The organism is Sphingobacterium sp. UDSM-2020, assembly GCF_016132525.1.
Classification (GTDB): domain Bacteria; phylum Bacteroidota; class Bacteroidia; order Sphingobacteriales; family Sphingobacteriaceae; genus Sphingobacterium; species Sphingobacterium anhuiense.
Genome location: NZ_CP066166.1, coordinates 5,984,350 through 5,998,258 on the forward strand (window position 1 = coordinate 5,984,350; position 13,909 = coordinate 5,998,258).

The following is a 13,909-nucleotide window of genomic DNA, read 5'->3' on the forward strand; positions in this document are numbered from 1 at the left end:
AATTTTAATATTTACAAGAGTTCCTTATGGTAGATATACAATTTAAGAAAAGCAACATTATTACAGGCATTTTCCTTTGTACTGCATTTATTGTACTATTACTTTTCATCTTTTATACCTCGTCCAATAGCTATGCCCCCATACTTATATTTTTAATATGCATAACTTTACATATTTTATATTTTCACAAGATAAAATTCTGGATCGATCATAAAAATGGCCGACCAGGATTAAGCATAGAGCAACTAGGTATATTAAATAACACCGCTGATACAGCCATTTTTATTCCTTGGGAAGAAATTCAAAGTTTTGAATCTGGCTTTTTTCGTGCCCAAAATCAAATCTTTATCAAAGTTAGGAACGAAAAAAAATATGACCAAGTTAAACGTACTACATACTTAACTGCCTTAAATACAATAGGTCGCCTTTTTAGGTCAAAACCAGATTTACTTTGGATCGATGTTGATGTCTTAGCGATCTCAGAACAACAGCTTTTAACCTTACTGCGTTCGAGGTTGGATAAAAATGACCGTCACGGGTAAAACTTCCTGTACATCAACTATTATTTAAAATTAAACACCGCTTTTAAAACAGCCATCCTGCCCCGTAGTTCATACTGATTATGAGTCTGCATATTCGCCGATATGTAATAGGTTTCAAATTTCTTCACATTTGCCAAATTCGTCAAATTTAGTTCAAAATCCGTTTTCAACTTCTTGTGACGATAGCGTAAAAATGTATCAAAGAAAACATAATTAAAATCTTTTAATCCAGGTTGATGCGAATACGTATTTCTAGCACTCAAACGCAGATGAACACTTGAAAATAGATTTATCGGTAAACTTATTTGATGTGAGGCATTAAATGTATTTCTATTTAATCCATCAGATCCCTCCTTTTGTTTCGTACTTACCCAAGATAATTGTCCATTATAAGAAAGATTAACCTGCTTCCAAATTTTAAATTCCATGTTAGGCCTCAAGGTATAACTTGTATTCTGAAATGGAAGTATCTGCTCATTGAATAACTGATTATAGTCCGACAAAGACCAAGATGCAGCAATTTTCACATTACTTGATAAGGCAAAAATATATTTATCAATCCCAGCAGAAGCACTATAGGACTTCACCTCATTTTCTTGGGCGATCAGCTGTGTTTGAGTCGACTCCTCATTGACGACGTTAGAAAGCATCGTACTTGATATGGATTGGTTGTAACCCAATCCAAAATTGAAAAATAGCAGTTTTATTGTTTTACCTATCTTATAGTTTAATCCAAAATTATTGCTCCTATTTTCATTGATTTCACCACTATTAGTCGATAAAGTCCGGTAATTTCTAATCAGTAAACCTCGATACACATTTTCGATAGTTCCAAAAGTATTGCCTCTCTGATAAGAAAAACTAAGTTCTTCCTCCTGGTGAACCTGTAAACGAGCTGAAAATGAAGGATTAAACAAAAGATTACTCAGGTTTTTATCGATACTAAAACCTTCGTCAATATAACTGGTGCGTTGCCATGATAAAGGCAAACTCAACTTTGTGGCTAGTCTATTAATACTCCATTCATAGTCTGCATTGACAGAAAACGATGAACGATTCCAGTGCATATTATTCTCCGTAGAATCAAGATCTGTAGCCTTTACAATTCCTTCTTTATTGAGATCAATACCCGATTTGAGTTTTTGATCTTCCATCATTGCCCCTAGCGTATAGTATTGTTTGATCTTTCCTTTGGGAAGCCTATATCCGATACTACCATTCGTAAAAATTGTGGGAACTTCAACATGTTGCACTGTTTGTTCATATGATATTCCTGAAGCAAAGATATCCGGAAAAAGACCAGGAGAAAAAGCTAAGGTCTGTGGTTTATTGGCGTAATTCAGATACCAATTTACCTGTACAACATCTCCATTTTTAAGTTGGGGAACCCATTCCAATTGATTTGAAAAACCGCTAATTTTATGGTTCAAATTCCCAAAAATAGTATTTCCATTACTCCCTATTGTGGCGCGCCGATCTTCTTTTTCGTATTCGAACGAGAACGTATTATTGATATAACGCTTTTCCATGTTCTTGTTCAATGACAACCGTAATGTTGCTAGCCATTCCGCTGTTTTTGTATATTGATTTTCATCAAATACAAGATCACCCCCTTCAGAAAAATAGCTCGTTTTTCCTTCAAAAGTGGTATTGTTCTTATCGTACAAGAGCTGTACATTCGACTTCAGTTGCAAACCGTTCCTTATATTCAATAGATTATTTGCATTTAAAGCCACTGTATTATTCATAAAATAATTTGATTTTGCTACAGGAGGACCACCAACAGTCCCTACAGCAAGCAAATTATTAATAGGTGAATACCCCATTTGTGCAAACACGGAACTTTGATTAAATCCAGTAAAATCACCAGTCAAGTCATTACCTATATTATTTCCCTGCAACACATTCAATACCTTATATTTTTTATTGAACAAGATTGTATTGACTTCTGCATCATATTGTTTGGGCAGTCCCCCACCCAGTTTAGCCTGACCGGTTAACTTGAGCTTAGCGTCGTCTTTAATAACCAGATTTATCGCCACATCATCTGTAAAACGCTTATTTTTCAACACTTTCATATGTTCGTGGTTGGTCAGTACCTGTATATCTTTCACCATCTTATGTGGTACCGTTTTTGTGCCAATCGCGTAACGATCGTCCAATAAATCATCACCATCAATATAGAACTTCGAAATCGCTTTTCCCTGATACTTAATACTTCCATTATCTCCTACCTCTATACCCGGCATCCGTTTTAATACCTCACCAATGCTACGATCCTCTTCCTTTGCAAACGTCGAAACATCATAAGACAATGTATCCCCGATTCGACGGATCTTCGGTCTACTTTTGACCTCAACGTCATCCAATAAAACAGCTTTCTGTTCAAGTTCAATCGTTTTTTTAGTACGAAGATCTGCCAATGGAATTATTTTTTTATGATACCCTAAGTGGTTGATCTCGAGATATGCTCCATCCACACCTTTCAATGTAGTTAAAGAAAAAGCCCCATTCTCATTTGTTTCTTTAAAGGTTAACAATTTATGGTCACTTGACTTCAGTACCACATGAATATAATTTAACGGTTTTCCCGACGCCTTATCTACTAATACCCCTTCAATGGCAACCTGCTGCCCAAAAACCCATGCACTACAAAGTATATAGCAAATTACAGTAAGAGATCTTAATAACATATTATGGTTTTAATTCTAAAGGATTATTAGTGACCGAAGAAGGTTTATAATTATCATCATTTTTAATAGATATCGATTTAATTTTATTAGGGTCGATAGTTGAAAATGGTACGTCGCTCGTTACAAAAACTCCACTCTTTTTTATAGAGGAAGATCCACCCGATTTTGTCTGCATATACGCCTTTGGATTGGTTTTAAAAGCCCTGTACAATTTTTCTACCTCCTCAGGTGCTGATAAAATAACATCGACCGGAGCACCAATCGTAATCTGAACACTATCAGCAAGTTTATCAAAACCAGAATACTCAAACTCAACTTCACTTTTATCATCCTTGGCTTCCAAAATTAATCCTGGTAAGCCGTGTAATTTCCATGGTCCAAAAGAAAAAGGAAGATCTGTTGTAAACCAAGTTGTGTAATGGCGACCGCCAAAAGTCGTTGTTGCTTTTTGACAAGTATATCCGCCTATTACTTTAGTATCATCATGAATATCCCAGTCTTGTTTAGGATATACTGCATCCAACAAGAACTCATCGGACGCTACACGTTTCACTTGAATCATATTGGATTTAGAGGATTCTAAAAGATAAGATTCTCTTATTCCGCTAGTGGATTTCGAAACAATAATATGACCATCAAAATTTAGAGCATCCATCTCTTGCGCAGATTGTTCTTGTGTTCTTGTAGATGAATAACTTGTGTAATAGCTTGTTTGGGGACTTAAATAAGTTACGACTTCATCTCTCCGATATTTATCTCGTTGTGTTGTATCATTAACATGTTTAAAGAGGTAGTGAACTTTAGCAATTGCCTTTTCTTGAGCCCTAACAGTGAACCCCGTTAATAACATCAATACGATGAATAGATTTCTTTTCATTTTTTGGTCTAAAACAGTTGAATTAAGAATAAGGCGTATCAAAGCCAAACTAGTATGATTCGTATTCGAATAATTTTAGAGTTTTTAATACGATTTTAATTCTAAAGGATTATTAGTGACCGAAGAAGGCTTATAATCATCATCATTCTTAATAGTCATCGATTTAATTTTTGATGCATCCATAGCTGGAGCTGATGAACTAGCGCCACTAATGCTCACAAAAACACCAGCCCCTGTAGATCTGCGGCTAGATCTCGTTTGCATATAGGCACTGGGATTTGCCTTAAATGCCTGCTCTAATTTTTCTACTTCATCTTTTTTAGATAAAATTGCATTTGCAGGAGTTCCAATTGTCACTTGTACATCATCAGTTAATTTATCAAAACCAGAATATTCAAATTCTACCTCACTCTTATCATCCTTTACCGATAATATCAGTCCCGGTAAGCCATGCAATTTCCAAGGTCCAAAAGAAAAAGGAATATCTGTTATAAACCAAGCGGTGTAATGACGACCAGCAAAAGTTGTAGTTGCTTTTTGACAAGTATATCCACCAATTACTTTGGTTTCATCTTCTATATCCCAATCCTGCTTAGGATAAGTGGTCTCTAATAAAAACTCATCAGATGCAACACGTTTTACTTCTACCATCTTGGATTTCGAAGGTTCTAAAAGGTAAGATTCCTTGATACCACTAGTCGATCTGGAAATCACTAAATTACCATCAAAATCCGGAGATGATAGTATTTTTGAAGTCTGTTCTTGCATTCTAGTACTAGAATAACTAGTGTAATAACTAGCTTGTTTACCAAGGTAAGTAGCAACTTCATCACGTATATGCTTGTCTTTTTGTGTGGTATCATTAACATGCTTAAAGATGTAATGTATTTTAGCAATTGCCTTTTCTTGTGCCTGAAGAGTGAACAGGCTGAATGAAATTAATGTGGTCAATAATATTTTCTTCATAATTTTACGATTTATTTGTAAACTTACGAAATATTCGTAATTAACAAATATTCATCTGGCTAAATCACAAAACAAATACACAAACAACTGATTCCTTGATAAATAAAATTACACCACATGTATTTACATGTAAAATTATTAATAGTTAGTGATCTCTTTATGGCAGTTGAGTGATAATCTCTGTTGGCCATTTATATAGAATATATAAATTGGAAAGTAAAAGCTGTTGGAACCAATTGCATCAACTAGTCCCCACCATTCATTAAAGAACTGTTTCAAAAGATATGCACAATTAGCACAACAAAAACCGTAACCCACTCTTAAAAAATATAATCGCTTAAAGACCTTCATTTGAAATAAGTACTTCTAAGAGAAGGGACCAAGTATAAAGAAGGCGTAGCTAATGCAGCCCCCCTTAACTCTTCATCTTTTGTCGTTGTACAATGATGATTAACCTTATGCTTATATAACAGACATCGATGCAAAGTAAAAATAGACCTGTCATATTGTAAAACAGCAAGCATTATCACAACAGCTTTTTGATCGTATGATTTTAATTGCTAGTTTTATATGTCAAGATATCCTTGGTAATTGTAAAAATCAATGATAAGAGTAATTTAATAATTAAATACAGCCGGGAAAAACCTACTTAAAATCTGACAACAAACTACATTCAATAATTAGAGAATATAGATCGTTGCTTTTTTATTAGTATTAGGAATTCTTACAATAAAATTTAAATGATTGTAAACAACAAAATAGGAATTACGCTTTCCGGTGGTGGCTTTAGAGGAATCGCCCATTTGGGCATACTCCAATATCTTCAGGAACTGAACATACAGCTTCATGCTATTTCAGGAGCGAGTGCAGGAGCTCTGGTCGGTGCGTTTATAGCTGAAGGATACGCTCCGCTAGAGATATTGGAGCTGGTAAAACAGGAAAAATTCTTCACCTATTCCGACTTCTCGATTAGAACTGATGGCCTGTTCAGTGCAGATATTTTTGAAAAAATCATTAAAAAATATATTCCGCACGACAGTTTCGAAAGCTTGAAAATGCCCTTATATGTGGCTGTTACAGATTTAACCAATGCGGAGTCTCTTATCTTCAACCAAGGCTCACTATCTTTTGCTATTAAATCTTCCTGCTGTTTTCCTCTGGTATTTCAGCCGGTAGCTTATAAAAACAACCGTTACTTATGTGATGGCGGAATATTAAATAACTTCCCGGTGGAGCAGATTAAAGCAACATGCAATAAAAGTATCGGCATCAATGTGAATCCGGTCAACCGTTCCGAAGGACGACTGAACTATAAGCAGATTGTGGAACGTATTATCCGAATTACCACCTCAAACATTAAGGCTGAAGCTCCTGGCGACTGCGATATATTTATACAGCCCGAGGAAATCAATCAGTTTAAAACATTTGACACGAGTAGAGTGAATCAGATATATGAATTCGGATATAATTATGCGAAAAAATTTGAGAAAGAATTTTTAAATCTCCAGAAAGAGCTCGGCTAGTAGCTAATTCTAATCATGGCTTTTTATAAAAATACATTAAAACACTAAGGCTATTCGACAACAGCAGTATCGACCTCTTCTACAGTTTCCTCATCACCTTCCATTTCTTGTTTTGAATTTTTAACATCCTCATCTGTATATTGATAATGTTCATCAAAGGTTTTCGTCTCACGATTATAAATCAGCACATATTTTGAGTTTTTGTTTTGCTTTATTATACCATCAGTTGGTGCAGGAACAAGCTTCATATCATTCAAATATATTAGTGCGCCTTTTGCAAATTGTTTGATGGTCGGCAACTCCGAACTTAATTCTTTCCAGTACAGGAGATTACCTTGATCCGTTATAATGAAAATGGCACTACTGGCAAAATCTTGTTTTTCAAGTAGAAAAGCCATTTCTTTATCCCCTTGACCAGTAAAATTGCCATATGCAATTACTTTAGGTGCTCGATCTTTAATTTTTGTAAAAAAATATTGATTGTTATCTTCATTTTGCATGAACTTATTGTCCATAAAAATCTTTACGATAGCCCTTTGAAATGGAACAGGAATATCGTTATATTCAGGTATTGTAAAAACCGCATTTTTCCAATATGCATAATCTTCTTGACTAGCCCATCCATTCACAAAAACACTGTCAGCGGGATATGCTATCTCTTCTGTATAAACTTCCTGACGCTGTTTATAAACTCCAAATTGAAAAGCAATAAAACATACTATCGCGAGTAAGGCAATGATGAGAACTACCCAAAAAATCGTTTTTTTATTTGATTTAGATTTCGGTTCCGGCAAATTATCCGAGCTATGAAATTGACTTGAGTTAGAATTGGTTCGATCCATCTTATTTTCGGTTGTATTTCTAGTATTCAAATTACTATTTCACTGATAACAATTTATTGGCCAAAAATAAAAATCGACAAGACTAAAACGTAAAGCATTTACAATTTGTAAACCATCACTTACAATTCGTGGCGTTTCCATTAAAATAAAAAAAAGTTATACTAATCAGACAACTTGAAGAATATTAAACTGTCGAAAAGAATTCTTAAAATGAATTTATATGTGCCCCTTTCTATACCACATAGTAGGAAAGCTTAATCAGATTAACTTGATCGATAAATATTCTTTATTCTAAAATCATCGCGTAAATTACATAGAATTATTGATCACTTAAGAAGAAGTGCAATCATCGTCGTTTTTTCAGAACTAAATTAAGTATAGTACATTATATTTGTATCTATAATCAAAAAAATTATGAAAGATACACCTACACAAAAACTCAAGCACGAACAGATCCAATATATTGAATTTTTATCTCAAAATCTTCAACAGATCAAAAATTTTTATACAGCATGTTTCAGTTGGACTTTTACCGATTATGGGCCTCACTACACTGCATTTGAAGGTGAATATATTGATGGTGGTTTTACTTTAGGAAATCCTGTAAAGGGAAGTATATTAATTATCCTTTACTCTAAAGCTCTTGAAACAACTCTTGAAAAAGTAATTAAAGCTGGTGGTATAATAACAAAAGAAATCTTCAGCTTCCCTGGTGGGAGACGATTTCAATTTATAGATCCAGATGGCAATGAGCTGGCAGTTTGGTCAGAATAAACTAAACATACAGGCCTGTATTGATGAACCAAAAAAACACAGGCCTGCATTAAAATAATAGTTTAACCTCTAATCTTTATGTGCTGATTCTTTTTGAAAAGCAATAAAATCTGCCTTAGAATAATCTGGGCATGCTCCCTCTCGAGCAGTAACAAATGCTCCCAGTGAAACAGCTTGATTCATAATTTCAATTGCTGAACTGCCTTTTTCGAACCTTTTTGATAAAAATCCCGCCAAAAAGGAGTCTCCACTACCAACAGTATCTTTTACTTCAATAGGGATCGTCGATATGGAATAAAAATCATGATGATCAGCGTAGAGTGCTCCTTTACTTCCTTTGGATACAATAACTTCTTTCATCCCAAAACTATCTTGTAGGAAACTTACACAATCCTCTTCTGTCGTATAGGACTTACCCATAAAGTCAATCATCATCCGTAACTCAGCTTTATTAAATTTTGCTAGCTGCGTTTTATGTAACAGATCTTTTATTACATGTATATCATAGTGTGGCGCACGCAGATTGATATCAAATACATTGTAAGAACTATTTTCAAGCAACGCAAATAATGTATCCCTAGACTGGTTATTACGAGTGGCTAATGTACCAAAAACCAATGCATCCGATTCATTAACCATTGCTTGATTTATAGTATTCACTTCAATATAATCCCAGGCAACATCACGAACAATATCATAATGCGCATCATTATGTTCATCAATTGTTGCAACGACAGTACTTGTTGGATAGTTACTCCTTACTTGTATACCAGCTGTAGAGATTTTCCAACCTTCTATTTTCTGCAGCAATTCACGACCTAATTCGTCATCTCCGACGCTACTTATCATATTGACTGCAACACCCATCTTGGAGAGGTGATAAGCAACATTAAAGGGTGCCCCACCTGCTCTTCTATCTCCTCCAGGAAATATGTCCCACAATACTTCGCCATAACAGGCTATTTTAGTCTTTTTATCTATCATTTCAATTTCCTTTCAAAAAATAGATTAGAGATATCACACGTATAGTGTTGTGACATTTCTCTAGCCATATTTGCCTATTATTTACATAGGAACCACATTCAGTATTACGCTAATTTACCAAAAATTGTATACTTGAATAGGCATAAAACAATTTAAATGAACAATTCCTTTTGTCAGATTCTAAAAACAAGCAATACAAAAATCAGACAGCACATAGCCGATCACACTGACTAACACCTTGAAATTCCACAGATCAAATATACTGTAGAAAGAATTTCTAAAAAACAGGAGGGTCATAATAAAAATATTGACCTTATTTTCGAATACATTGACCGTCTCCAAGATAAAATAGAAGAACCTCTTCCAAAAGAAAGAAAAAAGATAGGGCTTCAAGGTAAGAGATAAGCCTTTCAGATGAATCTGCATCACCATATTCTAATAAAAAAGATCTCCAAAAAGCACGAAACTATTGGAGATCTTTTAGTTAAAAAGCTAATTGCTCTTAGACCTTCTCTTTGCGATAAGCCAGATAAAAAACAACTGGTAAAATAGTAAATGACAGTACAAGACAGATCAGCAGTCCACCTACAATCATAATGGCAAGTGGTTTCTGGATTTCAGAACCCATACCTGTTGATAAAGCTGCGGGCAATAAACCCATTGACCCCATTAAAGCAATCATGACAACAGGTCTGATCCGGCTTCGGACACCTTGTATAATAGAATCTTTCAACTTCATTTTATGTTTGAGGTTATCTCTGATAACACCAATAAGTACAATACCATCAATCGTAGCCACTCCAAATAAAATGATGAAACCGATACCTGCTGATATTCCAAAGATGGTACCTGTAGCCCATAGTGAAATAAACCCTCCAATAAAAGCAAAAGGTAATGTGAGAGAAGCAATAGCTGTATCTTTAATATTTCCAAAATTGGCGTACAGTAACAATAAAATCAGCACTAAAGAGATAGGAACTACTAAAGCTAACTGTTTAGCGGCACGCTCTTTACTTTCAAACTCTCCTGCCCATTCCATATGGTTTTCTTTTGGTAAATTGACCTCTGCTGCTACAACCTGCTTCGCTTCTGCAATCGTACTTCCCAAGTCACGGCCGTCGATACTAAATCCGACACCGATATAACGGCTATTGCCTTCACGATATATAAATGCTGGCCCCGTTTGGTAATTGATACTCGCAATCTCCTGTAAGGGTATATTCTGTCCATTGCTGGTCGGTATTAAGATATTACCAATCTTAGTTGGCGTATCGCGATATGCCTCTTGAAAACGAAGGATGACATCAAATTGTCGGTCCCCTTCATAAAAGGTAGTGGCAGCCTGTCCGCCGATAGTCATTTCAATAACAGCCTGCACATCTCGCGTCTGAATTCCATATTTTGCCATCTTCGAATCGTGCAACTGAATCTTGAGTTCTGGCAGTCCAATATTTTTATACACATTGATATCGGCTATACCCTTAACTTTTGCAATAGATGTGGCTACTTTATTAGCATATTTCTCCAAATCGTAGAGATCGTCACCAAAGATTTTAATAACCAAAGAACTCTTAACTCCTGCTACATATTCCTCTACATTATCTTGAATCGGCTGACTAAATCCAAATGTAATACCGGGATAATGATGTAATTTGGTGCGCATTTCTTGAATAATATCTTCTTTAGTTACTTTTCTTTTCCATTCGCCAGCATCTTTTAGCTGGACATTGAACTCGATATTGAAGAACCCCGTTGGATCTGTCCCGTCATTTGGTCGGCCTGTTTGTGTCAAAATAAAATCGATTTCTTCACAGTCCTTTTGCATCAAGTTTTTCATTTCAGACGTCAAACGGGTAGATTCTTTCAAATTGACACTATTGGGCAATGTTGCTCGGATGTATATAGCACCCTCATTGAGCTTAGGTAAAAATTCAGATCCATAATGCATAAATTTGAAAAGACATAAAGTTAAAATACCCAAAAATAGTCCAATGGTTGTTCTTTTATAACGAAATGCAGCCGCATACATTCCAAAAATTGTTTTTTGAAAAAATCGCGTGATCACATTTTCCTTCTCATCGATATTTTTGGTAAATAATAATTTGCACATCGCTGGAACATAGGTCAAACTTAAGATCAAAGATCCAAGTAAAGCGTAACCGAGCGTAAATGCTAAAGGAGTAAACATCTTTCCTTCAACTTTTTGGAAAGAAAAGATAGGCAGTAGTGCAACAATTAGAATAATCAATGCAAAGAAGATGTAAGAAGCTACACTACCGGCACTTTTCTTAATCACTCCTAGCTTACTCATTTTAGCAAAACGCTCTGGTCCTACTCTGTGTGACAAGGTAGCCATGGCTACAAATACAGTCTCTACAATAACAAGAGTCCCTTCAAGCAATAAACCAAAATCTAAAGAACCCATCGAAATCAAGTTAGCCGGCAGGCCTTGTATTTTCAGCATGATGATAGCAAACAGGAACGCGAGCGGGATGACCGAGGCTACTATAAAGGTTGACTTCCAATTGTACAAAAAGATAAAAACAATAAGTGAAACCAGCAGAATTCCCTCGACCAAATTTTTAGAAACAGTTTTTACCGTATTATCCACCAACTTAGTTCTGTCAATAACAGTTTCAATCTTCACATTATCGGGCAAAGTACGTTCATTAAGTTCCGTGATTTTTGCTCTCAGATTTTCAATAACAGCTGAGGGATTTTCTCCGCGCAGCATAACAACAATTCCCTCAACCATGTCACTGTTCTCGTTATATCCTACCTGCCCCAGACGAGGTTTATGAGAGACAACAACTTCAGCAACATTCTTGATCAAGATCGGCGTAGAACCGTTTAATTTGATTGTGATATTGCCAATATCTTCAATCTTATCTAATAGACCTACTCCGCGCACTACATAAGCTTGACTACCTTGTTCAATGACATCACCGCCAACATTCACATTTGACTTCGACACAGCCTCATAAACATCTAATGGGGAAAGATCAAAATTCTTGAGTTCTGTCGGGTTTATCTTGATTTCATACGTCTTCTCTTCGCCCCCAAAGCTAACAACATCGGCAACTCCAGAAACAGAAAGCAATTCACGTTCAATCACCCAGTCCTGTATCGCTGTAATTTCTTTTAAAGGAAGATCACTTTTAATCACATACCTGAAAATTTCTCCTGTTGCACCAGAAGGTGGTTCAATCTCGGCACTTGCTCCTTCGGGTAGATTGACTCCGCTTAATTTATTCGAGATGTATTGTTGCGCATAAAAATCATCAACTCCATCTTCAAATTGAACAGTTACAACCGACAGCCCAAATAAGGAGATAGACCTAATGTTAGATTTATGCGGTATACTGTTCATCACCTTCGATATAGGTAAGGTGACAAGTTTTTCCATCTCTTCAGCACTTCTTCCTGGCCATTGGGTGATGATCCTGCCTCTGGTGCTAGTCACATCAGGAAAAGCTTCAATGGCTGTATGTCGCAGTGCATAAACACCACCAAACAGTAAAGCCAGGGTTGCAAAAAGAATAAAAGTGGTATTTCGCAACGAAAAAGTCACGATATTTTGAACTAATTTTTGCATGCCTTATGGATTTAACTGTTCAAATAATAACAAGGCATTTTTACTGATGATCTGTTCGCCCTGATCAAATTTTTCTTGAACAAATGTATATTGCTCATTAGAAGAGATTGTTGTAATACGTTTTGTAGAAATAGCACAGTCATTTTTATAAATAACAACATATTCCTTATTGTTGTGGAAGACAATGGCGGCATTTGGTACAGCATAAGCCTGTGCACCTGCATTGGATTTATCAATAATGATATCAGCCGCTAGACCTGGCATCAATTGTAGATTCTGATTCTCCAGTACCACACGAGCTTTTAATACATGCTCATTGTCATCAAACACATGATATATTTTATCAATTTTTCCAGCATAAAAAATATCGGGCTGTGCGATGGTTTTTACCTTTACCGCATCACCTTCTTTAATGTATTTTAAATTGTTTGCATAAATATTAACCATCACCCAAACTTGTTTCAGATTAGAAATCGAAAAAAGCGGATCCTGGTCTGTTGAAATACTTTGTCCAACACTTACTGCTTTTTGAATAATATAACCATTCTTAGGCGCTACAATTTCAAATGATCCCTGTCCTTTTGCGCGATACATTTTTAATATCTGCTGCACTTTATCCAATTCAATTTTTAAACTGGCTAATTCATGTTCGCTGGTCAGAACCTCTGTTCCTGCTACCATACCATCTTGCAACAGTTCCTTTTTTGTCTGCAATTGCTTAGTAGCCATTACAATTTGATTTTGTAAATTACGCTGTTCCTGAAAGAGTTCCTGAACATGTGTCGATTTAATAGTCGCCAATATTTGTCCTGTTTTAACATAATCTCCCAATTCAAATCCAACACTTTCAACCGTCCCTTCCAATAAACTTCTAAAGGCAACTAAATCATTTTCATTATAATCAATTTTGCCAGAAAGGGATAACTGTTCCGTAATCGGTAATAAATTGATCGGGCTTATGGTCGTTGTTTTTTTCATCTGTTCACTCAGACAGAACTTGGTCGTATCGGCTATCCCTTCAGCTGTATTTGAAGTTGCATCAGCACTGCATCCGGATAGCAATTGTATCAAAACGACCATCGGTAAATATATAAGTTTGGTTTTCATCGTCAT

Annotated in this window: 10 protein-coding genes; 3 read left to right on the forward strand and 7 right to left on the reverse strand. The window is 35.6% G+C overall.

The genetic code is table 11. The features are described from left to right. Positions 1-26 precede the first annotated feature (26 nt). Positions 27-542: an STM3941 family protein gene (locus JAZ75_RS25370; protein WP_208699403.1), complete on the forward strand. Its 516-nt coding sequence runs from the start codon at positions 27-29 to the stop codon at positions 540-542. 20 nt (positions 543-562) lie between these two features. Here the strand turns inward: JAZ75_RS25370 and JAZ75_RS25375 are convergent, their stop codons facing one another. The 3 genes from JAZ75_RS25375 to JAZ75_RS25385 form a co-directional block, all read right to left on the reverse strand. After that, a complete protein-coding gene (locus JAZ75_RS25375) occupies positions 563-3,235 on the reverse strand; it encodes a TonB-dependent receptor (RefSeq protein WP_208699405.1) in 2,673 nt (890 codons plus the stop codon). A gap of 1 nt (position 3,236) precedes the next feature. Then, positions 3,237-4,112, reverse strand: coding sequence for a GLPGLI family protein (locus JAZ75_RS25380; protein WP_208699407.1), 876 nt, complete (start codon positions 4,110-4,112; stop codon positions 3,237-3,239). An 84-nt stretch (positions 4,113-4,196) separates the two neighbouring features. Continuing rightward, the gene (locus JAZ75_RS25385; protein WP_208699409.1) at positions 4,197-5,078 is read right to left on the reverse strand and encodes a GLPGLI family protein; all 882 of its coding nucleotides are present in this window, start codon (positions 5,076-5,078) and stop codon (positions 4,197-4,199) included. Between the two features lie 740 nt (positions 5,079-5,818). Between JAZ75_RS25385 and JAZ75_RS25390 the strand changes: the two genes are divergently transcribed. After that, complete coding sequence (locus tag JAZ75_RS25390; RefSeq protein ID WP_021191549.1) at positions 5,819-6,601, forward strand: patatin-like phospholipase family protein; 783 nt, start codon at positions 5,819-5,821, stop codon at positions 6,599-6,601. A gap of 50 nt (positions 6,602-6,651) precedes the next feature. Here the strand turns inward: JAZ75_RS25390 and JAZ75_RS25395 are convergent, their stop codons facing one another. After that, entirely contained in the window at positions 6,652-7,443 is a 792-nt protein-coding gene (locus tag JAZ75_RS25395) for a hypothetical protein (protein WP_208699411.1), read from the reverse strand. A gap of 414 nt (positions 7,444-7,857) precedes the next feature. Here JAZ75_RS25395 and JAZ75_RS25400 point away from each other — a divergent pair, with 414 nt between their 5' ends. Beyond that, positions 7,858-8,217 (forward strand): VOC family protein, encoded by a 360-nt coding sequence (locus JAZ75_RS25400; protein ID WP_208699413.1) that lies wholly within the window; start codon positions 7,858-7,860, stop codon positions 8,215-8,217. A 69-nt stretch (positions 8,218-8,286) separates the two neighbouring features. Here JAZ75_RS25400 and JAZ75_RS25405 read toward each other — a convergent pair whose 3' ends face one another. The 3 genes from JAZ75_RS25405 to JAZ75_RS25415 all read right to left on the reverse strand — a co-directional run bounded on the left by JAZ75_RS25405 (position 8,287) and on the right by JAZ75_RS25415 (position 13,903). Further along, a complete protein-coding gene (locus JAZ75_RS25405; RefSeq protein WP_208699414.1) occupies positions 8,287-9,201 on the reverse strand; it encodes a carbohydrate kinase family protein in 915 nt (304 codons plus the stop codon). A 502-nt stretch (positions 9,202-9,703) separates the two neighbouring features. Beyond that, positions 9,704-12,796: an efflux RND transporter permease subunit gene (locus tag JAZ75_RS25410; protein ID WP_208699416.1), complete on the reverse strand. Its 3,093-nt coding sequence runs from the start codon at positions 12,794-12,796 to the stop codon at positions 9,704-9,706. A gap of 3 nt (positions 12,797-12,799) precedes the next feature. Continuing rightward, entirely contained in the window at positions 12,800-13,903 is a 1,104-nt protein-coding gene (locus JAZ75_RS25415; RefSeq protein WP_208699418.1) for an efflux RND transporter periplasmic adaptor subunit, read from the reverse strand. Positions 13,904-13,909: the final 6 nt, after the last annotated feature.